This window comes from Ruegeria sp. BG7 (assembly GCF_056535685.1).
On the sequence record NZ_JBQFIU010000001.1, the window covers coordinates 350,956 to 374,031 of the forward strand.

The window sequence follows — 23,076 nt, forward strand, 5'->3', positions numbered from 1 at the left end:
TCCGGGCACCGGTCGGTGTCAAAGCCTTAGGCGAACCAGGTCCGGCTGGCGACATAACCATCCATCAGGTCGCCGTTTGCATGCGCGGACCAACCTGTCACCTTGTCCGAATACCCATCAATGAACTGGTTGAACATCGGGTTGATCAGACCGCCCTCTTCCCAGACGATCCGGGCCATCTGACCGTAGATATCCTTACGCTTGCTCTCGTCCAACTCGGCGCGCGCCTTCAGCAGCAGGGCGTCGAACTGTTCGTTCTTGAAGCGGGTATCGTTCCAGTCTGCGGCGGACAGGTAACCGACGGACCACATCTGGTCCTGCACCGGGCGCCCGCCCCAATAAGACGCGCAGAACGGCTTGTTGTTCCACACCTCGGACCAATAGCCATCTGCCGGTTCACGCTGGATCTCCAGCGGGATGCCCGCCTCTTGCGCTGACAGCTGAAACAGCTGCGCCGCGTCGATCGCACCAGCAAATGCCGCGTCTGAGACATAAAGAACGATGGGTGATCCGTCATGCCCGGATGCCTTGTAATGCTCGGCAGCTTTGGCCAGATCAAACGCACGCTGCTCCATCGAATCGTCGAACAGAGGATAGGCTTCGTTGATCGGAATATCATTGCCAACCGAGCCATAGCCGCGCAGCACTTTGTCCACCAGTTCCTCGCGGTTGATGGCGTATTTCAGCGCCAAACGCAGGTCCTTGTTGTCGAAAGGCGCGGTGTCGCAATGCATGACAAAGATGTAGTGCCCACGGCCCGACGATGCGTTGAGCGTTACGCCTGGTGCGCGACCAAACAGTTTGGCGGTGCGTGGCGGAACGACGTTGATCGCGTGCGCCTGCCCCGCCTGCAGAGCAGCAGAGCGGGCGGTGTCATCGTTCAGAACCAAAATCTCGTGGCTGTCATAGTGACCAACGCTGTCATCCCAGTGGTTGGCAAACTTTTCAAATGCGTAACGCACACCCGGTTCATCCGCGACCACCTTATAGGCCCCGGTCGAAATCCCGTCTGCCGGGTTGTCCATGCCGCCGCCCGGCTGCATGATCAGGTGATAATCCGACATCAGATAAGGCAGGTCAGCATTCGGAGTGGTCAGGGTGATGACCAGGTTGTCGCCATCGACCCGAATATCCTCGATCCCGCGCATGATCCCCAGCGCACCGGATTGAGCGTCGTCGTTCGAGTGGCGTGCCAACGTCAGTTGAACATCCTCTGGCGTCAGGGTTTTGCCGTTGTGGAACTCTACGCCTTTGCGGATACGGAAGGTCCAGACCTTGCCATCCTCTGTTGCTTCCCAGCTTTCTGCGATGCTTGGGGCAATGCCGCCCTCTGCGGTGACAACGGTCAGCGTGTTGCCAAACGCTCGCAACGCCTTGGCGGTCACATGCGACGCCGACAGGGCAGGATCCAGCGTGTTGGTGCTTTCGCCCCCTTTCAATCCCAGAACAAAATGTCCCCCTTTCTTGGGCGTGTCCGCAAGACCCGCTTCGGCCCAGATCGTGCTGGCCACAGCTGCGCTCAGGCCCAGGGCCGCGGATTTCGCCATGAATTCCCGGCGGCTCAGCGCTTGGGGGTTGAGATCGAATTTACTCATTTCTTTTCCTATCTGAGTGTCTCATGAAGGTGCAGTCGCGCGGCGCATAGATTGATTCTGTAACAGGCGCGTGACCGACCTCTGGCGCGTCTATCCCGCACTGCAAACGACTTCCACGACAAGTTTTGTCGCATTTGGCATTGCGCCTAAGGGCGCGCTGCGCACACTGGCGGAAATCAATCGGAGGTCCCTATGAAATTGCAAACCCGCGTGGTGGTCATCGGCGGCGGTGTCGTCGGCTGTTCCGTTCTGTATCACCTGACCAAACTGGGTTGGTCAGATGTCATGCTGCTGGAACGCTCTGAACTGACCTCGGGCTCGACCTGGCACGCGGCGGGTGGGTTTCACACGCTGAACGGCGACACCAACATGGCCGCGCTTCAGGGCTATACCATCCGGCTGTACAAAGAACTGGAAGAGATCACAGGCATGTCCTGCGGTCTGCATCATGTGGGTGGCGTGACGCTGGCCGACAATCAGGACCGCTTCGACATGCTGTTGGCAGAACGCGCCAAGCACCGTTTCATGGGGCTTGAGACGGAAATCGTCGGGCCAGACGAGATCAAAAAGATCGCACCTATCACCAATACCGATGGCATCATCGGCGCGCTGTTTGATCCTCTGGACGGGCATCTGGATCCGTCGGGCACCACTCATGCCTATGCCAAGGCCGCACGCATGGGCGGGGCAACAATCGAAACCCATTGCATGGTACGCGAAACCAATCAACGCCCCGATGGCACTTGGGAAGTCGTGACGGACAAGGGCACCATTCACGCCGAGCATGTAGTCAACGCAGGCGGCCTATGGGCGCGTGAAGTGGGCGCGATGGCCGGTGTCTACTTCCCTCTGCACCCGATGGAGCACCAGTATCTGGTCACGGATTCGATCCCGCAGATCGAAGCGATCATTGATGCGGGTGGCGAGCATCCACATGTGATGGACCCGGCTGGCGAAAGTTATCTTCGGCAAGAAGGACGTGGGCTTTGCATAGGGTTCTACGAGCAGCCTTGCAAACCCTGGGCTGTGGATGGCACGCCGTGGGAGTTTGGTCACGAACTGCTGCCTGATGACTATGACAAAATCACCGACAGCATCGAGTTCGCCTACAAACGTTTCCCGGTTCTCGCCGAAGCTGGTGTGAAGTCTGTAATCCACGGGCCGTTCACCTTTGCGCCCGACGGCAACCCGCTGGTCGGGCCGGTGCCTGGAATGCGCAATTACTGGTCGGCTTGTGGCGTGATGGCCGGATTCAGCCAGGGCGGCGGGGTTGGCCTGACACTGGCGCAATGGATGATTGAGGGCGAGCCAGAGCGCGATGTCTTTGCCATGGACGTGGCCCGGTTCGGCGACTGGATCAGCCCCGGTTATACGCGCCCCAAAGTGATCGAGAATTACCAGAAACGCTTCAGCGTCGCCTACCCGAACGAGGAACTGCCAGCTGCGCGCCCGAACCGCACGACGCCGATGTACGACATCTTCAGCGATCTGGGCGCAGTCTGGGGCCAGCAATTTGGGCTCGAAGTCGCCAACTACTTTGCCCAAGGGGATGAGCCGGGCTACGAAACGCCTTCGTTCCGTCGTTCAGACGCCTTCGAGGCGACGGGACGCGAAGTGCGTGCCGTGCGCGAGAACGTTGGCATAAACGAGGTCCATAACTTCGGCAAATACCGGATCACCGGACCAGCGGCGCGGGATTGGTTGGACCGGATAATGGCAGGACGTATGCCAAAACCCGGACGCCTGTCCCTGACACCGATGCTGTCGCCTAAAGGCAAACTGATTGGCGATTTCACCGCGTCGTGCCTGAGCGAAACCGAGTTTCAGTTGACAGCCTCCTATGGCAGTCAAGCGTTCCACATGCGCTGGTTCCTGCAAAATGCGCAGGATGGCGTTTCCATCGAGAACATCAGCGACCGCTTGAACGGGTTTCAGATCGCTGGTCCCAAGGCAACGCAGGTTCTGGCCGCCTGCACCCGAGATGACCTCAGTGAATTCCAGTTTCTTGATGTTCGCCGCATGACCGTTGGCATGACCGAATGCATCGTTCAGCGGGTCAGCTATACCGGCGATTTGGGGTACGAGATCTACTGCGATCCTATGGCCCAGCGGCAACTCTGGTGGGCTTTGTGGGAAGCCGGCCAAGCGCATGGCATGGTTCCTTTTGGGATGCGCGCAATGATGAGCCTGAGGCTGGACAAGTTTTTCGGCTCGTGGATGCGAGAATTCTCGCCCGACTACACCGCTGCGGAAACCGGGCTGGACCGCTTTATCTCATTCCGTAAGAACAGCGACTTTATCGGCCGCGCCGTTGCCGAGGCAGAACGTGCTGACGGAACCAACCGCAACTTGGTCGCCTTCGAAGTCGATGCAGACGACGCAGATGTGAACGCCTATGAACCAATCTGGCTGGACGGTACTGTGGTCGGTTTCTGTACATCGGGCGGGTACTCTCACTTCGCGCAAAAATCCATTGCAATGGGTTTCTTACCTTCTGACCGCGTCTCCGATGGATTAGAGGTCGAAATCGAAATCCTTGGGCAGATGTGCAAGGCAAAAGTACTCTCAAAGCCTTTGTTTGACCCGGACGGTGCACGCATGAGGGGATGACACTGCGTTCTACCGGCGGCATTGTGACGGCATGACTGATATTCCCATCATCCTGCTGGCCGCCGGACAATCCAGCCGCATGGGCGGCGTGGACAAGTTGTTGCAAATGATTGACGGGGTCCCCTTGTTGACGCGATCGGCGCGCAGCGCGCAGGCTGTCGGCCCCGTGCTTGCTGCCCTGCCCCCTAAACCACACCCCAGATATGACGCGCTGAATGGTTTGGATGTTCAGGCAGTACCTGTTCCCGACGCCGAAGAAGGCATGAACGCAAGCCTGCGCGCTGCGATGCGACGGGTTTCGTCCGACGCTCCAGCAGTGATGGTCTTGTTGGCGGATCTGCCGGATCTTTCCAGTGCCAATCTGGCTGCGGTCTTGAACGCACGCAAAACCCACCCCGACAAGCTTGTCTGGCGCGGTGCCACTGCGCAGGGCAAACCCGGTCATCCGGTGATCTTTGACCGAAGCCTTTTTGGCCAACTCTCAGATTTGCAGGGCGATGACGGTGCTCAACAAGTGGTGCGGGCTCATCAAGGCAAAGTACATCTGCACCGCTTGCCAGACCGAAATGCTCTGCTTGACCTGGATACGCCCGATGACTGGAACGCTTGGCTCAAAAAGCGGCGCCTAAAATAAACACGGCCCGGTCTTGAAGACCGGGCCGGTGCCCAAAACAGGACTACCACTTTTCTCAATCCCAAAAGCCTGGTCTGCTTGCCTTCACGACAACCCGACTACATAGCAGCCAAACCTAAACAAGACCCCCTCGTTAACACGCCGCTAAAACTCTCGGTGACTGAGTGAACCAGCAGCGCCCCCTAGCGCTTTTGGCTCCCCCTCACTTGGGCATGTTCATCCTCACTGATCTGAACACGCGAAACAACGTAAAATTGGAAGGTATGGTTAACTTAGCTCAACTTTGAATGGTTTTTGAGCAACAACGCTCCACACGTCAATCAACCTATAGGGGATTGAACGATTGTACACACGATAACGATTCGAGGTTATGCACAAACTTATTCGTGCTTACGCCTCGCTCACGTCAAAGTTTTCACATCAAGTCCAGCTAAACGCCAACCTGAGCACAACCATTGAGGGAGCTGTATTTTTCCCCATCCTGTCGAAGGATCATTGTCAACAAAACAAAAATAATTCAATGCTTTTGAAAGTTTGACGTCGATTTCAGCAACAATCCTCCGATTCGCACGCCGACAACCCGGTAATTTTAGCGAATCCCGTACTGACGTCGGCCGCCACAGAACACTGGGTTTGTGGCAAAATTAAGATTTCTTCACATATCCCTAAGGAAAGACCAATCCTGCCGGTCCATCTCTTGTTTCAACGCGCAGTCGCACCTGCGCGACACATACAGGAGACAGAAATGAGCATCCGCAAATCATCGCTATTACTTCCCCGGACCTCCAACTGGATGGGCATCAGTGCCTTGGGCGCAGCCATGCTGGCAACAACTGCCATTCCATCCATGGCGGACGAGGCATTGGCAGATCTGGTCGAAACCGTTTCACCTTCGGTCGTGACCATCATAGCGGAACAAGAAATCGTACCCGGTGCGACACCCGGGCAAAACTTTGACTTCGACGGGCATCCGTTTGGCGAATTCTTCAAACGCTTCGGCGCGCCCGAAGGCTTCAACGCCCCCCAGCAAGGCCCAGCACAGGGTTTGGGCTCGGGCTTTGTTCTGGATGAAGCGGGATACATTGTCACCAATCACCATGTCGTGGAAAACGCTTCAACCGTGACCGTGCGGCTGAACGATGACCGCACCTTTGAGGCCGAAGTGATCGGAACAGACCCACTGACCGACATCGCCGTTTTGAAAATCGATGCAGACACCGCACTTCAGGCCGTTGAGATGGGCGACAGCGATGTCATCCGCGTCGGCGAAGATGTTGTGGCCATCGGTAACCCGTTTGGTCTGAGTTCAACCGTAACCACCGGTATCGTCTCGGCAAAGGGTCGCAACATTTCAGAAGGCCCCTACGCAGAGTTCATTCAGACGGACGCGGCCATCAACAAGGGCAATTCAGGTGGACCCCTGTTCAACATGGATGGTGAGGTTATTGGCGTGAATTCAGCCATTTATTCACCCAGCGGTGGGTCGGTGGGCCTGGGCTTTGCCGTGACGTCGAACATCGTAGAACATATCACCGCCGATTTGCGTGACGATGGCCAGGTCAGCCGCGGCTGGCTGGGTGTTTCGATCCAAAACGTCAGCCCTCAACTCGCGGCAGCCCTGGGGATCGATGCGTCATCCGGTGCATTGGTTTCCGACGTGGTAACCGACAGCCCGGCGGATGGCGTTCTGAAACAGGGTGATGTGATCCTGTCCTTCAATGACGAAGCCGTCGATTCCAGCAGTGATTTGCCCATTCTGGTCGGCACAACCAAAGTTGGTACTGACAGTACTTTGAAAGTCTTGCGTGACGGTAAAGAGGAAACGCTGACTTTGACCGTTGGCCAACACCAGACGGCGTCTGCTCAGGCCGATGCGCCGGTCGAAGCCGAAGTTGCAGGCACGACGCTGGGCGTCACAGTCGCCCCGCTGACCGAGACGGTACGCGCCGAGACCGGTGTGGCCGAGACGGTCGAAGGCGTTGTGGTCACAGACCTGAAACCGGACAGCCCAGCCGCAAAGGCCGGTCTGCAGCGTGGTGACGTCATCGTCAAACTTGGCAACCAGGACACGTTCACACCTGACGCCTTGAAGGCTGCACTGGACAGCGAAAAAACCGATCCGGCGCTGGTGCTGATCAATCGCGGTGGCAGCCAGATCTTCGTCGCGGTCGAACTGGCCTAGCCTTGAACACGCGCGCGCCGCTTGATGGGGATTTTCGGCGCGCGCCTCACCCGGCGGAACAGAGTTGTCCACTATCCGCCGGGCTTGCCGGGTGCATGCCCAGCACCCGGCAAGATCCCCCGAATTCAATGTGCATCACCTGAAAATTGTGTTTAAATCCCGATAGAAAGGAGCCCGACCATGAGCCGCCGTCTGTTGATCGTGGAAGATGACGCTGACACCAGGGACTTCATCGCCAAAGGCTTCGGCGAAGAAGGCTATGTGGTTGAAACCGCAGAAGATGGTCGCGAAGGGTTGTATCACGCCACAGATGGAGGGTTCGACGCCATTGTACTGGACCGGATGCTGCCAGGCTTGGATGGGCTGTCATTGATCAAATCTCTTCGCGCAGCCGGTTTGAAAACACCCGTCCTAATGCTGACCGCCATGAGCGCGGTGGACGAACGGGTTAAGGGTCTGCGCTCGGGCGCGGACGACTATCTGGTCAAGCCGTTCTCCTTTCAGGAATTGCATGCCCGAATCGAAGCTCTGCTGAGACGTCCGCAGGAATCCGAAGAAACGCCAACGCTCACCTGCAAAGACCTTGAGATGGATCTGTTGACCCGAAAAGTCACCCGCGACGGGCACGAGATTACGCTCACCCCGCGCGAGTTCCAGATCCTAGAGTTTTTTCTGCGTCGCAAGAACCGAGTGGTGTCGCGCACTATGCTGCTGGAAGGCGTTTGGGACTATCATTTCGATCCAAACACCAATGTTGTCGACGTCCATATTTCAAAGCTGCGTCGACAATTGGATGAAGGCGGCGATACCCCGTTGATTGAAACCGTCCGCGGTGCGGGTTACATGATGTCTGATGGATAACCTGCGGCTTTCCCTGAACAATTCCAGAACAAGGCTAGTCGCGACCAGCATGTTTCTCAGCACCTTTTTGACTGCTTCGGTGCTGGCTGTGGTGTACGTCACCGCAAACCGAAGCATTGAATCCGAGACACGCTCGGTCGTCTCTGCCGAGTTGACGGGATTGGCGGATGAATATGAACGGCGAGGTCTGCTTGGGCTGATCACCGCAATTGAGCGTCGCCTGCCAAGCGCTTCTGAACGTGACGCGCTTTACCTTTTGACGGATCGGATGGGCGTCAAGCTGGTCGGCAACCTGAAATCCTGGCCCGTAAATGTGGCAGCAGGTAGCGGTTGGGTCGATCTGGAGCTTCGCCGCGCCGACAATGACCAGCTTGTCCCGGTTTCTGCCGCCTCAATCCGCCTGCCGGGTGGCGAACGTCTGCTGGTTGGGCGCGATGCCGCCACACGTCAGCAGTTTGATCGCGTCCTGTTCAGGTCGGTCGCATTGGCACTGGGGATCGCCTTTGTGCTGAGCGTGATCACCGGCTGGCTGTTCACGCGTCTGGTCTTTGCACGCCTTTCGGACATAGCCAGTACGGCCGAAAACATCGTGTCTGGCGATCTATCCAAAAGAATGCCTCTGCGCGGAACCGGCGACGAATTTGACCAGGTCTCGGGCACGTTAAACAACATGCTGGACCGGATTGAAGAATTGATCAGCAACCTGCGCACCACGTCGAATTCCATAGCACATGACCTGCGATCTCCGCTCTCTCGCCTGCGCCAGCGTGTCGAGGCTCTGTCAGAGCCGGGAAAAACCGATCTGGACCGTGAAGTCGATGTCGCCCGTGCAACGGCTGAAATAGACCACGTGCTGCGCGTGCTGGCACAACTGACCGAGATTTCACGCGCCGAAGCCGGGCTTGGGCGCGAACAGTTTGAAACCATCGACTTGCAGCAATTGGTCGGTGATGTGGTTGAACTATACGACCCAGTTGCCGCTGATCAGGGTATTTCACTCGACGTCACTGGCTCTGCCCCCCCGATCGAAGGGCACCGCCCGCTTCTGTCACAGGCCTTGTCCAACCTGCTTGAAAACGCGATGCGATATGCGCCTGCGGATTCGACCATCACGATTTCGCTGGATGCCGAAAACGGATTTGCATGTCTGCACGTGCGCGACCAAGGTCCGGGCGTCCCACCCGAAGAACTAGACCGCCTGCAACTTCCATTCGTTACACTTGACCCTGCGCGGACGGAGCGCAACGCCGGGCTGGGACTGGCATTGGTCGCGGCGATTTCGCATATGCATGGCGGCAGGTTTGCAGCCCAAAACTGTGATCCTGGGCTACAGGCGACGATCTATCTGGCCCAGAACCCTTAAACAGGGATACCTTCTGTCGCCATCGTCTTGTTTTTATAGCGTTTGTCTTCTGTCACATCCGCCCCGAACCAATCCGGTGGGAAAAAAGCCGCGGCATCTTCTTCCGAGTCGAATTCCACTTCAACCAGACGCAAAGACGCCAGATCGCCCGAAAAGATATCCAGCTCGAACATGAGCCCATCCGGCAATTGTCCGGTGTACCGCTCTTTCTCGACACGGCGACCTTCGGTTTCGGGCCAGAACGTTTCAAACTGTTCTTCCGTAATCTGTGCCTCACGCTCAACACGGACCAAACCACCGCCACCTTTCAAAGTCAGAAAAAACGCATCGTTCTTTTGCCTCAACCGCAATTCGGTCGAGTCATCAGGCGCCGTCAAGTATCCCTGTCGCACAACGGCTTTCTGCGCACTACTCAGGTCCGGCAAGGTAGCCACCAGAAACTTGCGTTCGATTTCCTTGCTCATTGGGTTGAAACCGCTCCGTTTTCCAATTCTTCGAACAACGCTCGGTAGGATGCACAGGCCACGCTGCGCCCGGCATAAGTGCTGACCGGGGCGCGGTGTTGACCCATCTTTTCGATGTCCGCCGCAAATGGCACCGTCGTTTGCAAAAACCGTTTAGGATACAGCTTGCGCATCGACAGCATCGTTTCCTGATGCAGAACCTTCCGCTGCTGGACCATCGAAAAGAACGCCCTCAGCTTTTTCTTTCGCAGCTTGTGTTCATCAAAAAAGCTTACCAACTGGTCGAATGTGCGTTCAGACAGCGTTGTGGGAATAACCGGCACGACGATTTCGTCCGCCGCCTTGAAGATGTTTTCGGACAGGGTTGAAAAGTTTGGCGGGCAATCCAGAATGATCACGTCATAATCGCTGCCGGCCGAAACCAGTGCCTTTTTCAGGCGCGAGCGTTTGTTCCGCATCCGGGACAGGAAGACATCGAAATCACGGAAAGTCAGGTTTGCAGGCAGCACGTCCAAACCTTCGAAATCGCTGGCCCGGATTGCTTTGATGAACCGATCCACGTCCTCGAAAAACCGCGCGTCCGTCAGCTTCTTTGAGGGTTTCACGCGAAAATAAAAACCCGACGCGCCTTGAGGGTCGAGATCACACAGCAAAACCTGCTTCCCCGCCTGCGCATAGGCATATGCCAGATTCACCGAGGTTGCGGTTTTGCCGACACCGCCCTTGTTGCTGTAGCAGGCAATGATCTTCATCCCTTACTCCTCATTATGGTGAAACAAACTGCGGAACAGATGCTGGGTTTCAGGGCTGTCAAAATGCCGGAAACTGGTGATGACACGGCTGCGCTCGAATTTTTGGCGTTGATCCAGCACAGAAATCAACCCTCCCGCGGCTAAACCGATCTGTGCATCCACGCGACCCTGCGCGTTGCTTTGCTGCGAGACAAATGTCAGCAACGCCTCTTGTTGCACGGAATAATCATTGAACAGGCCCAGGTTATCTTGCAGCTTTTTCAGAGGCTTGAGGATTTTTTTGAATGCCTTTGCGTCAAAGAGCGGGGCAAAGAACTCCATCAAATAGCGCAGTTTCTTACAGTCGATACGCAGGTCGTGGACCGTCTCATCCGGAGTGTCATCGGTGATACTACGCGCGATTTTGCATACCTTGCGATAGCGTTTCCAGATCAGCGCACAGGCATAATCATAAGCGCCCCGGTCCGAATTTGGCCCGGGTTGCAAATGGGCGGTGCCGTCAAACTTTTCGATCAGCCGGTTCATCGAGGCGTCGTAGTCACGGCTGCGCAATCTGCGAGACAAGCGCGACAATTCCTGTTTGCGCTCTTTCTGAAACTGGTCAAACATCGCCCGCAATCCCAAATGAAGATTGGCCGGTATCAGGCTGAAATACATATCTTTTTCCAAAAGATACACATCCAGATCGCGCAGCCGCCCGGTTGGTGCCATAAGGTCCGAAAAAACGCGTTTCAGATCGGCGGTCTGATCTTCGGAAAACACCCCTTTGAACAGGCTGACCACAGACCGGATTTTACGCAAAGACACACGGTAATCGTGCAGAAACTCTGTATCAATATCGGCGACCATGCCCTCTTCGTTTTGGCGGGCAACCTTCAGATAGGTGTGGATAATATCTGTCGCCACTTCAAGCGAAGGTTCCGTTTTCCCAAGCGCGATCTCGGGCTTTGCCCGGTAGGTCACCAAGCCCGGAAACAGCCCCGCATACAACGCTTCAACGTCCTGTGCGCAGCCCGGCAGTTCAACGATTGAAGAACAGACCTTTTGATAGGCACGCTCGTAACCGCGCAATCCATGCAATCGAACAACCGTAGCCCGCCCCGAGGTTGACGTCATAGACCAGATCACCCCTCTGACCTGGGTCTTTTGCAGCTCATCCAGCACGACAAAAGACTTCTCTTTCAGCTTACCAACCCCGATCTGCATCAGGGCCCGGAGCGTTGGAAAATCCTGCAACGCTGCCCGAACTTCACCGTCAGGCAGGTTCTGAACAAATCGCCCATTACCCATGCCGTTCTGGGACAACGGGCGTTGGCCTTTTTGTAGCAAGTGCAATGCCGCACCGCTTTCGATCAGCACTCGACCCGCTGCGCGCTGGGTCTGATCATGGCAATCCAACAGCGAAAAAGGCTTGCTTGTGCCTTTTGGCTCAATCACCAAAGTTAAACCCGTCAAAGAAGCTTCAAGAGCTTTCGTGTCCATCAGCGAGGACAGAAAGAACAGAGCTTCAGGCGGCACAGTCATTCCCCCTTCTGCCGATCCTTCCTTGGTCTTTTTGTGTTCAAACACTCGACCCTCCGCGAAAGCCTCGCCTCATGCAAACGCAAGCTTGAGAAAACATCAAGACATTCCGTTTTGACCAAACGTAATCCTCGGGTGACAGGGCTGCGGGATCAACGTAAAACGAACGAATGAGCGACCCTGTTTCATCGATCCGAAACCTTGGCCCGGCTTTCGAACAAGCCTGCGCCCGTGCAGGTATTCATTCGGCGGAAGAATTGCGACAGCTGGGGCCAGACGAGGCTTATGCCCGTCTTTTACGCGCCGGAACCAAGGCCCATTTTATCGGCTACTACGTTCTGGTGATGGGGTTGCGGGGCCGTCCGTGGAACGACTGCAAAGGCGAAGAAAAGAAAGCCCTACGGCTGCGCTTTGACGCGATAAAGGCAGGCAACAGTGCCGCGCCGGAAAATAAGATGATCGCCGATCTGGATGCCATTGGCGTGCGCGTTGCACCACAAGATCTAAAGCAAGTCTGAACAAAAAAGGCCGCCCCAAGCGGAGCGGTCCAATACGTTGGCAAAAGCGGTGGCTTAGCCGACCAGTTCGATGCCCGAGAAGAAGTACGCGATCTCAACTGCTGCGGTTTCTGGTGCGTCCGAACCGTGGACCGAGTTTTCGCCAACCGACTCGGCAAACTCGGCGCGGATGGTGCCAGCTGCCGCGTCTGCAGGGTTGGTTGCACCCATGACTTCGCGGTTCTTTGCAATGGCGCCTTCGCCTTCCAGAACCTGAACAACAACCGGAGCCGACGACATGAATTCGCACAGTTCGTCATAGAACGGACGCTCGGCGTGCACTTCGTAGAACTTGCCGGCTTGCTCTTTGGTCATGTGGATGCGCTTTTGCGCGACGATGCGCAGGCCGGCCTCTTCGAACTTGGCGTTGATTTTGCCAGTCAGGTTGCGGCGGGTTGCATCGGGTTTGATGATCGAGAATGTGCGTTCCAGTGCCATGTCGGCCTCTCCTTACAATGTGGCGCGGGGCCCGCGCCGAAATCCATCGCGCGCCGCGTATCACGGTCTTTGGCTTATGAAAAGTGTTATGATAGCCCATTCGCCGCTTTGGCGTTCAGAATGTATCCGGCAACGGGTCGATCCGGTCGAGACGACGGACATACAGCACTGCAAGCAACCCGGCAAAACTGCATGCCCACATCATGCCCAGCACCAGAAAAGGTCCGTTTTCGGGGCTGACAAATGCACCTGTCATCGAGGTAAGGATTGCACCCAGCGCCACCACCATCGCACCAGACAACCCTGCTGCGCTGCCTGCCAGCCTGGGGCGCACGGACATGACTCCTGCCGCGGCATTGGCGTTGGTCAGCCCGTTGCCGAATCCCACGCATATGGCCGAGCCGAAGAACACCCAGACCGACCCAAGGCCAGCAAGAAACAGCAGCAATCCACAGAACGGCCCGGTCGAAGCTACAATCCGTCCGATCAGGATCATCGTGGTCAGACGTGTCCGCGCGGCGATCCGGCCAGTGACGAAGTTACCCACCATGAACCCGCCGGTAATAATCCCTATGCCAAGGCCCAACATCGCAGGGCTCAGATCGAACCAAGCGGCGGCGACCAGAGGCGCGCCGGTTATGAAGCTGTAGAACCCGCCAATCGAAAACGACGCGCACAAGGCGTAACCCCAGAACCTGCGGGCGCGAAATAGATCCGGGTATTCGCGCAGTTGGGCTGTAAAGGTGGACGAGCGGTTCATGTTGGTCTCGCCCATGTCAAACCACAGCAAAACCAACAGCCCTGCCCCCAGCATAGTGTAAAGCACAAACCCCGAGCGCCAGCCAAAGAGCATATCCAGCCCGCCGCCCAGCATCGGCCCAAGCATCGGTGCCAAAGCCATGGCCATCGCCACATACCCCAGTTTGCTGGCCGCCTCGTTCGGTGGATACCGGTCTCTGATCGATGCGCTGGACAGAACCGACCCGGCCACCACCGCAGCCTGCAAAAGCCGGAAACCCAAGAACCCCCAGATCGACTCGGCCAGTGTGCAACCGATTGAGGCGACGACGAAGATCGTCATGCTCATCAACAGGATCGGCCTGCGTCCGAAGCGATCAGACAGCGGCCCCATGATCAGTTGCAGCACGGCTGAAACCGCCAGATAACCGGCAACCGATAGGTTCATCAGGCCGTAATCCACGCCGAAATCTTCGCTCATGTGGGCCAGCGACGGCAGGAACATGTTCAGCGACAGCACCGACAACGCAGTGGCAAAGATCAGCGTGATCAGATGAGGGGGCGTTTGGGCCGCGCGCATGGGAAAAACCGTTCAGAAAAGCAAACGACACAGCGCTAACACATTGCATGAGACTTGAACATGCCAAGCCGCTGGCGGCGGCATCACGCCTCTGCTAAGAGCGGCCCATGCTACGGATCGAAGACATCACCTATGCCGTTGAAGGCCGCCCTTTATTTGACGGCGCAAGCGCAACCATTCCAGACGGGCACAAGGTTGGCCTTGTGGGCCGTAATGGCACCGGAAAGACCACCCTGTTCCGCCTGATCCGAGGGGAACTGGCGCTGGAATCGGGCAATATCTTGGTCCCCAAACGCGCGCGGATCGGCGGTGTCGCGCAAGAAGTGCCCTCGTCCGATGTCTCGCTGATCAACACGGTTCTTGCCGCTGACACGGAACGCAGCGCTTTAATGGCCGAAGCCGACTGCGCCGAAGACCCCGCCCGCATTGCCGAGATCCAGACCCGGTTGGCCGATATCGACGCCTGGTCCGCCGAGGCGCGCGCTGCCTCGATCCTCAAAGGCTTGGGTTTTGACGATGAAGACCAGCTAAAGCCCTGTTCGGATTTTTCGGGCGGCTGGCGGATGCGTGTCGCTTTGGCAGCGGTGTTGTTCTCGCAGCCTGATCTGCTGTTGCTGGACGAACCAACCAACTATCTGGACCTTGAAGGCGCGTTGTGGCTGGAAAGCTATTTGGCCAAATATCCGCACACGGTGATCATAATCAGCCACGACCGAGGGTTGTTGAACCGTGCCGTCGGCTCGATCCTGCATTTGGAAGACCGCAAGCTGACCTATTACGCGGTGCCTTATGACAAATTCGCCGAACGGCGCGCTGAACGTCTGGCGCAGGCGGAATCCGAGAACGCCAAGGCGAAGGCACGCATCGCGCATTTGCAAAGCTTCGTCGATCGCTTCCGCTATAAGGCGTCCAAGGCCGTTCAGGCCCAATCCCGCCTGAAGATGATCGAGCGCATTCAACTGGTCTCAACCCCGCAAGAGGCCGCCCTGCGCGCGTTTTCCTTCCCCGAGCCAGAAGAACTGTCGCCGCCGATCATCCAGATCGAAGGTGGTGTGACCGGCTATGGCGAGACTGAGGTTCTGCGCCGCCTGAACCTGCGGATTGACCAGGATGACCGGATTGCCCTGTTGGGCAAGAACGGTCAGGGCAAATCAACCTTGTCCAAGCTTTTGTCCGACCGCCTGCCCCTGTTGGCGGGCAAGATGAGCCGTTCCAACAAGCTGCGCATCGGCTATTTCGCACAGCATCAAGTGGATGAGCTTTACGTGGACGAAACGCCATTGGACCACCTGCGCCGTCTGCGTCCTGACGAAGCGCCGGGCAAGTGGCGCTCTCGGCTGGCTGGATTTGGACTGAACGCGGATCAGGCCGAAACCGAGGTCGGTCGTCTGTCAGGTGGCCAAAAAGCGCGCCTGTCGCTGCTGATCGCCACGATTGATGCGCCGCATATGCTGATCCTGGATGAACCGACCAACCACCTTGATATCGAAAGCCGCGAGGCTCTGGTCGAAGCACTGACCGCCTATTCCGGTGCAGTCGTGTTAGTCAGCCACGACATGCACCTTCTAAGCCTTGTCGCGGACCGGCTTTGGTTGGTCTCGGACGGGACAGTCAAGCCCTTCGACGGCGACCTTGAAGCGTACCGATCTATGTTATTGGCGCGGGACAAGCCGGTCAAAGAAAAGCCGCAAGTCAGCAAGCCCAAACGCCCCTCGCGCGAGGCTATGCTGGCCTTGCGGGCCGATTTGCGCAAATGCGAGGATCGGATCGAAAAGCTGACGGATATGCATGACAAGCTTTCGGCCAAACTGTCGGACCCGGCTTTGTATGAAGACGACAAGATCAACGATCTGGAAACCTGGAACCGCAAATTCGCGGAAGTGACCGAGGCGATGCAAAAGGCCGAAGCACTATGGGTTGCTGCGGCAGAACGGCTGGAACAGGCAGAAAACGTTGCATGATGAAGCCCGTCGTTGAAACCAAGGCCATGATTGCAGGCATGCGCCCCGCGCTTCAGCCGGGCGAATTTGCGTTTGTTGTCTGGCCACAAGAGGAAGCCTGGCCCGTGGGTACACGGGCAAGCTGCATCGAAGCCGAAGGTCTGTCGCTGATCATCCCCGTTGGCGCCGCACCGGAAGACGCGGTGCCCATGCGCTGCATCACTCTGCAGGTTCATTCGTCGCTTGAGGGGGTGGGCCTGACCGCTGCCGTTTCGACCGCCCTTGCGGAAAACAACATTCCTGCAAACATGGTTGCCGGGTATCACCATGACCACGTGTACGTTCCCAGCACCTTGGCTGAAAAGGCTTTGGCTGTTTTGAAAGAACTTCAGCAAGGGGCTAACCGATGATCGACCTTGCCTTTTTCATCACCGCGTTCACGACCTTGTTCGTGGTGATTGATCCGTTTGGCACAACTCCGATTTTTGTCGCGATGACGCAGGGTATGGATGCCCGCACGCGTCGCATGACGGCCTATCGCACCTGTGCTGTGGCCTCGGGCATCCTGATCGCCTTTGCAGCCTTTGGTGAGGCGGTTCTGGGCTTTGTCGGCATCTCGATGGAGGCGTTCAAAGTTGCAGGCGGCGCGCTGCTGTTCCTGACCGCGCTGGACATGCTGTTCGAACGGCGCACCAAACGGCGCGAGGATCGGGCCGAAGAAGAAGAACACCCCGATCCGTCTGTTTTTCCTTTGGCCATTCCTTTGGTGGCTGGGCCCGGGTCGATTGCGACGATCATCCTTCTGGCCGGTCAGCACCCGGGGTTTCTGGGCATCGCCGAGGCAATCTTGGTGATGCTGGCCGTTATGGCCGTCGTTTTGATCTTCTTCCTGTCAGGCGGTCTGATCGCACGTATTCTGGGCAAAACCGGGTTGAATGTGCTGACCCGGTTGCTGGGGATGCTGCTGGCGGCTTTGTCGGTGCAGTTCATTCTGGATGGCCTAAAGGCCTTTGGTTTTGCATCTTAAACCCCCATATAAACAGCACGTAACTTTGGTGGGGTGAACCACATGGATGGCGGCAGCTTTGGACAACTGGTGTATCTGGTCATACTTGGCACAGTGCTGGTGTTCTGGTTCATCTCGTACAATCGACAGTCCCTGAACAAGACGTTGCAACAGGTGATGGCCTGGGTGTTCATTTTCGTCGGCGTCATCGCGATTATTGGTCTTTGGGAAGATATCCGTTCAACGGTTAGCCCTGCTCCGCAGATGACGGTTACTGGCGAAACGATTGAGGTACCCCGCGCATATGATGGCCACTATTATCTGCCCGTTCTGGTGAATGGCGAGCCGATCAACTTTCTTGTCGACACCGGTGCCAGCCAAATTGTCCTGAGCGCACAGGACGCGAAACGTGCAGGTATCGACCCGGATCAACTGAATTACTTTGGACGCGCCCTGACCGCCAACGGTGAGGTGCGCACCGCCCCGGTCCGGCTTGAAACTCTGACCGTCGGCCCCATCACCGATCAAAACGTATCTGCCTGGGTTAATGAGGGCGAGCTGCACAAGTCCTTGCTGGGGATGGATTACCTTCATCGATTTTCCAACATCCAATTCGCAAATGGGCGCATGATCCTGTCGCGCTGACCCTTTCAGGGTTGCATTCGATCATTGAGAACAAAATAAGAACATGTTAGCCTGCCTATATGGCGGCTCATCTTCTTGATCAAAAACCCGCGCGCGCTGCTCCGGGGTTGAACCTACATAGTCAAATCACCCTGCAACTGGGCCGCGTGCACGAGGCATGTGGCCCTGCCCGGCGCAGCTTTGCCATGTGGCTGGCCAGTCAGGCGCAGGGGCCCGTGCTGTGGATCTCGCCCGCGTGGGAGCCTGGTCAGCTGAACCCGGACGGGATGATGCCCTTTGCCGATCCGGCCCGGTTCATCTTTGTCCGCCCCACCCGCGCCGAAGATCTGTTGTGGTGCATGGAAGAGGCGCTGCGCAGCGGGGCGATCCCGTTGATCATCGGCGACCTGCCGGGCGCGCCGGGTCTGACACCGGTGCGCCGGATGCATCTGGCCGCCGAACAGGGCGGCACGATGGGGCGGGCTCCGCTTGGCCTGCTGCTGACACCTGGTGACGGTGGCGCGCAGGGGGTCGAAACGCGCTGGCACATGGCTGCGGCCCATCAGGGCGAGGCCCGGCGCTGGACCCTGACCCGCCGCCGCGCCCGTGCCCTGCCCCCGGTCACATGGCAGGCCACCATGACCGCCGCCCGGTCCGGCCTGCACCTCAAGCGCATCGCGACCAACGAAGCCCCGGCCTGAAAAAGCCGCGATCACGCAATGTTTGATTGGCCGGTCACAGTGCACGCCCTAGCCTTCGGGCATGACAGTATTGAACCGACGCATTTTCCTTGCCGGGCTGGCGTCCCTGCCCATTGCCCGACCGTCGCACGCGACGCTCAGCCCCTACGTTCTGTCGACAACAGACACCAGGGTCGGCTTCAGCTTCAATCTGTCGGGCGTAATGCAGTCGGGATCCATGCCAATCCGATCCGCCGATGTTAACATCGACACGCGCCAACTGCAGAACAGTCAAGTCTCGGTTGTGCTGGACGTCAGCAAGGCCAGAACGCGGTTGCCTTTTGCCCGAATGCCCATGCTCAGCCCCAGTGTACTAGATGCCAAACAGCACCCAACGATCCGGTTTGTCTCAACGAAAATTGAGCTTGGCGCACAGGGGCGCATCTCGGACGGGGCCCGCATTACGGGGGACCTGACCGTACGAGGCGTAACGCGGCCAATCACGCTGAACGCCAATCTATATCGGCAGGCAGGCACAGCGGCAGACGATCTGAACACGTTGTCCATCGGCCTGACCGGAGCCCTCAACCGGCATGACTTTGGCGCGTCAGGCTATCCTGATCTGGTTCGCGACAACGTCGGTCTGGACATCCATGCCGAGATCAGCCGTGCGCGTTAACTAACAAAGCGCAAAAAACGACTCGATAAAGTCGAATAGATGCGCGCATTGTGCGGCAACGACGCCAATCTGAGATCACTATGCGCACGATCATTTCCTTTGCCGCCCTTTTTCTTTCGGCCATTCTGTTGCAGCTGTCGACGGGCGGGGTTGGTCCGCTCGATGCTATTTCCGGAATCACGCTGGAATTCACGACCGAGCAGATCGGTCTGCTGGGTTCAGCCCATTTTATTGGCTTTTTTGTAGGGTGCTGGTGGGCACCGCGCCTGATGGGCAGTGTCGGCCATTCTCGTGCTTTCGCAGTCTGCACCGCCTTGGGCGCGATGGGATTGATCGGTCACACCCTGACAGACAATCCCTACATCTGGGCGGTTCTCAGGATCGCGTCGGGCACCTGTATTGCGGGATGCTACACCGTGATCGAAGCATGGCTGAACGCCAAGGTCACAAATGAAACGCGCGGGCGGGCCATGGGGACCTATCGGCTTGTAGATCTGGGTGCCTCGCTGGGCGCACAGTTGATGATCGCGGTGCTGCCGCCTGCCTCTTACGTGTCCTACAACCTGTTGGCGATCCTGTGCTGTGCCTCGCTGCTGCCCCTGACCCTGACACGTGCCAGCCAACCGCAAACACCGAACACGCAGCGGCTGCGGCCCAAGCTTGCATGGGCATGTTCCCCACTGGCTGTGGCCGGCGTGATCGTCTCGGCGCTCAGCTCTGCGTCCTTCCGCATGGTAGGTCCGGTCTACGGGCAAGAAGTCGGGCTGGGCGTGGACCAGATCGCGTTCTTCCTTGCCTCGTTTGTTTTGGGCGGGGCGCTGGCACAGTATCCACTGGGCTGGCTGGCCGACAAATATGACCGACGCTGGGTTCTGATCTGGTTGTCTGCCGCCGCTGTATTGAGTTGCGGGTTCACGATGGCTGCAAGCGGGACCGGGACACTTGGGGTGATGCTGGCCGCCGGGTTCTTTGGCCTGACGACCTTTCCGATCTTTTCGCTGTCTTCGGCCCACGCAAATGACTTTGCCACCAGTGAAGAACGGGTCGAACTGTCTGCGGCCCTGATGTTCTGGTACGCCTTGGGCGCAATTGCATCGCCCTATATTTCCTCGACACTGATCGAGCAGTTTGGTCCCGGCGCTTTGTTTGCCTTTGTGGCCGTCGGACATCTGGGGTTGATCATCTTTGGTCTTGCACGGATGCGCACTCGCCCGACGCCGGAAGAGCGGACAAACTACGTCTACGCTCCGCGTACATCCTTTACCGTCGGGCGCCTTTTGAAACGCTCTCGGGAAGAATAAAAAAGGGCCGGGAAATTCCCGGCCCATTTGTTCTTTGTTCGTTTTTTACTGAGTCGGCGACGTCTCTTCCTCGACAATCTCGACCGCGTCTGCTGGTTCAGGCATCGCCTCTAGCGCACCGTTCACCACACCGCCGACACCGTTTTCCATCGATAGGCCCAGCTCCTCGCCCAGTTTCTTGAGCGCGGGCATCTGCACAGCCATGCCCATGATCGAATCCAGCGCCTGATTGACCACCGGCTTGTCGCTGTTGGCCGCTCCACCGCCTGAAGCACCGGCACCGATCCCACCAACCTGATGGATTTTGATCGAGTCGATCTTCTCGGCCGGTTTCACCATTTCCGAGATGATCGACGGCATCGTCTCGATCCGCGCCATATCGACTTTCATACGAATCTGCGCAGCAGACAGAGCGTTGTCGGCTTCAACAATGGCGCGCTTACCTTCCGCTTCGGCCAGCATGTCGTTCTTCTTGGCTTCGGCTCGAATGTTCAACGCATCCGCTTCGGCCTGTGCTTCTTCACGACGCGCTTCGGCACGGTCTGCGGCGGCCTCTTTCTCGGCCTGCGCGGCCAGACGGATCGCAGTCGCCTGACGTTCCGCTTCGCGCGTCGCTTCGATCAATACGATCTGCTTCTGGCGTTCAGCTTCGGCCACTTCACGGGCGGTCACGACGGCCTCGGTCGCCTTTGTCGCCTCGGCCCGGGCGAGGTCAGCAGAAGCACGAGCACGGCTTTCCTCTTCGGATTTCTGCGCGATGATGATCTGGCGTTCCTGCTCGGCCACTTCGATCTCTCGCTCTTTGGCAATCTCAGCATCGCGGATCTTGCGCTCGCGCTCGATCTCGGCCCCGCGGATGGCTTCTTCACGGGCGATCCGGGCACGTTCGGTTTCGCGCACCGAGTCTTCGGTCCGCGCCGCAATCTCGGCCTCTTGAGCCACGCGCAGGGTTTCAACCTTCTGAGTCTGCTCGATCCGCGCCTGTGCCTCGTCCTGCTCGATCAGCAGTTTCTGACGCTCGGCCTCCATCGCGGCCCGGCGTACTTCAACCTCGGCATCCGCATCAATCTGCGCGCGCTCTTTTTTCGAGGCTGCAATCACCTCGGCCAGTTTGCGCATACCCACAGCGTTAAAGGCGTTATTCTCGTCCAGTGCTTCGAACGGTGTCTGGTCAAGCGCAGTCAGCGACACGGATTCCAGCGACAGGCCGTTCTTCAACAGGTCTTCGGACACAGCATTCTGCACCTCTTGCACAAAGTCAGCGCGGTTCTCGTGCAGCCCGTCCATGGTCATCTGCGCGGCCACGGCGCGCAAACCGTCGATCAGTTTACCTTCGATCATCTCGCGCAGCTGTTCGACGTCAAAGGTGCGCGAGCCCAGTGTCTGCGCGGCGCGCGCGATGCCCTCTTCAGTCGCCATGACAGAGACGTAGAATTCGACACCCACATCCACGCGCATGCGGTCCTGAGTGATCAGCGCGGCTTCACCGCTGCGCTGCACTTCAAGGCGCAGGGTTTTCATGTTCACAGGGCTGACCTCATGCAGCAACGGCACAATGACCACACCGCCATCCATGATAACTTTTTTGCCTCCTGCCCCGGTTTTCACCAGGCTCACTTCGCGGGTCGCGCGTTTATACAGGCGGCCAAGGACAAGGCCGATGAATAACAGGACGGCCAGAATGGTGACGACCGTAATCGCCAGGAATGAAACTTCCATACAAAATCCTCCGATTTAAGAGTTGGTAATTTGGTTAGTCCGACAAGCCGACCAGAACGAACCGGTCGCGCCGTCTGTCGCGCAGCACCAACACGTCGGTGCCTTGCTCAAGGATGTCTTTGTCTTGCAGCGGCTCGGCGCGAAGGTGATGGGTGTTTCCGAACCGGTCCATCACGCGCACCTCGGCAGGGCGGCCACGAGACGCCGTTCCTTGTGAGATCACTCCGCGACGGCGGGCCAGCATCCGTTCGGACATCGCCTCAGTCTCGGTCTTCGGCAACAGGCGGGCGAACACGGCTCCAAAGCCACGTGCGAACCACAGACCAAACGCACCTGCCGGGATTGCGGCCATCCAGCTTGGCAGGTCAAAGCCCAACAAATCACGCAGCGCCAATTGCAGGCCGATGCCCGACAGACCAAAACCCGCCAGCAACACAACAAGCCAGATCATGAAGGGCACTTTGCCAATCCCCAACCAAGCCATCGGCCCGGCAGCGGCGGCATCAGGCACGTCCGTCTCAATCTCGGCCAGTTCAAACTCGCCCAAATCAATGTCGGCATCTATGTCGAGATCGAAGTCTGCGACATCCAGATCCGGGACGTCCACAGCATCCAGATCGACCTCGCCCTCGCCTGCCAGCATGCTTCCACCCAGCACCAGAGCGATCAGCTCTAGGGCCAGCAGGCCAAACAGCAGCGCAAGCGCCATGGTAAAGGGCACGAATGCACCCTCAAGCAGGAAGTCGAACATTAGCAATATGCCCTCGTTTTTGTATACTTTTGTATACACTCAATATGGGTAGTCGTAAAAAAAATACAAGAGATCGTGATT

The 23,076-nt window shown here is 57.7% G+C and carries 21 protein-coding genes; 13 read left to right on the forward strand and 8 right to left on the reverse strand.

All coding sequences use genetic code 11. The annotated features are described in order from the left end of the window. Nucleotides 1–26: 26 nt before the first annotated feature. Nucleotides 27–1,595, reverse strand: a complete 1,569-nt coding sequence (locus ACR3EH_RS01770; protein ID WP_171182884.1) for an ABC transporter substrate-binding protein — start codon at nt 1,593–1,595, stop codon at nt 27–29. 192 nt (nt 1,596–1,787) lie between these two features. Here ACR3EH_RS01770 and ACR3EH_RS01775 point away from each other — a divergent pair, with 192 nt between their 5' ends. From ACR3EH_RS01775 to ACR3EH_RS01795, 5 genes are all read left to right on the forward strand, one after another. Beyond that, complete coding sequence (locus ACR3EH_RS01775) at nt 1,788–4,205, forward strand: GcvT family protein (protein ID WP_171646853.1); 2,418 nt, start codon at nt 1,788–1,790, stop codon at nt 4,203–4,205. Between the two features lie 31 nt (nt 4,206–4,236). Next, entirely contained in the window at nt 4,237–4,839 is a 603-nt protein-coding gene (locus ACR3EH_RS01780) for a nucleotidyltransferase family protein (protein WP_171646852.1), read from the forward strand. Between the two features lie 745 nt (nt 4,840–5,584). Continuing rightward, nucleotides 5,585–7,021, forward strand: coding sequence for a DegQ family serine endoprotease (locus ACR3EH_RS01785; RefSeq protein WP_171089607.1), 1,437 nt, complete (start codon nt 5,585–5,587; stop codon nt 7,019–7,021). Between the two features lie 180 nt (nt 7,022–7,201). After that, a complete protein-coding gene (locus ACR3EH_RS01790; RefSeq protein ID WP_171089605.1) occupies nt 7,202–7,882 on the forward strand; it encodes a response regulator transcription factor in 681 nt (226 codons plus the stop codon). Between the two features lie 49 nt (nt 7,883–7,931). Further along, the gene (locus tag ACR3EH_RS01795) at nt 7,932–9,245 is read left to right on the forward strand and encodes a sensor histidine kinase (RefSeq protein ID WP_253746387.1); all 1,314 of its coding nucleotides are present in this window, start codon (nt 7,932–7,934) and stop codon (nt 9,243–9,245) included. On the opposite strand, the gene ACR3EH_RS01800 is transcribed toward ACR3EH_RS01795, so the two are convergent. From ACR3EH_RS01800 to ACR3EH_RS01810, 3 genes are read right to left on the reverse strand one after another with little or no spacing between them, the layout of a single operon-like run. Then, nucleotides 9,242–9,709: a CYTH domain-containing protein gene (locus tag ACR3EH_RS01800; RefSeq protein WP_171089601.1), complete on the reverse strand. Its 468-nt coding sequence runs from the start codon at nt 9,707–9,709 to the stop codon at nt 9,242–9,244. The genes ACR3EH_RS01795 and ACR3EH_RS01800 overlap by 4 nt on opposite strands. Then, on the reverse strand, nt 9,706–10,461 hold the full coding sequence (locus ACR3EH_RS01805) for a ParA family protein (protein ID WP_171182876.1): 756 nt from the start codon (nt 10,459–10,461) through the stop codon (nt 9,706–9,708). The genes ACR3EH_RS01800 and ACR3EH_RS01805 overlap by 4 nt, the downstream gene beginning before the upstream one ends. Before the next feature lie 3 nt (nt 10,462–10,464). Next, nucleotides 10,465–12,030, reverse strand: coding sequence for a CHAD domain-containing protein (locus ACR3EH_RS01810; protein WP_171182874.1), 1,566 nt, complete (start codon nt 12,028–12,030; stop codon nt 10,465–10,467). Nucleotides 12,031–12,152: 122 nt separating this feature from the next. On the opposite strand from ACR3EH_RS01810, the gene ACR3EH_RS01815 reads away from it, so the two are divergent. Beyond that, a complete protein-coding gene (locus ACR3EH_RS01815) occupies nt 12,153–12,500 on the forward strand; it encodes a TfoX/Sxy family DNA transformation protein (RefSeq protein ID WP_171675521.1) in 348 nt (115 codons plus the stop codon). A gap of 54 nt (nt 12,501–12,554) precedes the next feature. On the opposite strand, the gene ndk is transcribed toward ACR3EH_RS01815, so the two are convergent. Beyond that, on the reverse strand, nt 12,555–12,977 hold the full coding sequence (ndk, locus tag ACR3EH_RS01820) for a nucleoside-diphosphate kinase (RefSeq protein WP_155143779.1): 423 nt from the start codon (nt 12,975–12,977) through the stop codon (nt 12,555–12,557). 115 nt (nt 12,978–13,092) lie between these two features. Beyond that, nucleotides 13,093–14,295: a multidrug effflux MFS transporter gene (locus tag ACR3EH_RS01825; protein ID WP_171182871.1), complete on the reverse strand. Its 1,203-nt coding sequence runs from the start codon at nt 14,293–14,295 to the stop codon at nt 13,093–13,095. A gap of 107 nt (nt 14,296–14,402) precedes the next feature. Between ACR3EH_RS01825 and ACR3EH_RS01830 the strand changes: the two genes are divergently transcribed. From ACR3EH_RS01830 to ACR3EH_RS01860, 7 genes are all read left to right on the forward strand, one after another. After that, nucleotides 14,403–16,256 (forward strand): ABC-F family ATP-binding cassette domain-containing protein, encoded by a 1,854-nt coding sequence (locus tag ACR3EH_RS01830; RefSeq protein WP_171675519.1) that lies wholly within the window; start codon nt 14,403–14,405, stop codon nt 16,254–16,256. Then, entirely contained in the window at nt 16,253–16,645 is a 393-nt protein-coding gene (locus ACR3EH_RS01835) for an ACT domain-containing protein (RefSeq protein WP_171182867.1), read from the forward strand. The genes ACR3EH_RS01830 and ACR3EH_RS01835 overlap by 4 nt, the downstream gene beginning before the upstream one ends. After that, nucleotides 16,642–17,262: a MarC family protein gene (locus ACR3EH_RS01840; RefSeq protein WP_171089588.1), complete on the forward strand. Its 621-nt coding sequence runs from the start codon at nt 16,642–16,644 to the stop codon at nt 17,260–17,262. Before ACR3EH_RS01835 ends, ACR3EH_RS01840 begins: the two co-directional genes overlap by 4 nt. A gap of 42 nt (nt 17,263–17,304) precedes the next feature. After that, the gene (locus ACR3EH_RS01845) at nt 17,305–17,886 is read left to right on the forward strand and encodes a retropepsin-like aspartic protease family protein (RefSeq protein WP_171182865.1); all 582 of its coding nucleotides are present in this window, start codon (nt 17,305–17,307) and stop codon (nt 17,884–17,886) included. A gap of 59 nt (nt 17,887–17,945) precedes the next feature. Then, nucleotides 17,946–18,566 carry an ImuA family protein gene (locus ACR3EH_RS01850; protein ID WP_171182863.1) on the forward strand — a complete coding sequence of 207 codons (621 nt, stop codon included), beginning with the start codon at nt 17,946–17,948 and terminating at the stop codon, nt 18,564–18,566. Between the two features lie 61 nt (nt 18,567–18,627). Next, nucleotides 18,628–19,224: a YceI family protein gene (locus ACR3EH_RS01855; protein ID WP_171646850.1), complete on the forward strand. Its 597-nt coding sequence runs from the start codon at nt 18,628–18,630 to the stop codon at nt 19,222–19,224. An 80-nt stretch (nt 19,225–19,304) separates the two neighbouring features. Beyond that, on the forward strand, nt 19,305–20,525 hold the full coding sequence (locus ACR3EH_RS01860; RefSeq protein ID WP_171089579.1) for an MFS transporter: 1,221 nt from the start codon (nt 19,305–19,307) through the stop codon (nt 20,523–20,525). 45 nt (nt 20,526–20,570) lie between these two features. On the opposite strand, the gene ACR3EH_RS01865 is transcribed toward ACR3EH_RS01860, so the two are convergent. Both ACR3EH_RS01865 and ACR3EH_RS01870 read right to left on the reverse strand, forming a co-directional pair. Beyond that, a complete protein-coding gene (locus tag ACR3EH_RS01865; protein WP_171675517.1) occupies nt 20,571–22,244 on the reverse strand; it encodes a flotillin family protein in 1,674 nt (557 codons plus the stop codon). 34 nt (nt 22,245–22,278) lie between these two features. Further along, on the reverse strand, nt 22,279–22,995 hold the full coding sequence (locus ACR3EH_RS01870; RefSeq protein ID WP_171647053.1) for an OB-fold-containig protein: 717 nt from the start codon (nt 22,993–22,995) through the stop codon (nt 22,279–22,281). Nucleotides 22,996–23,076: the final 81 nt, after the last annotated feature.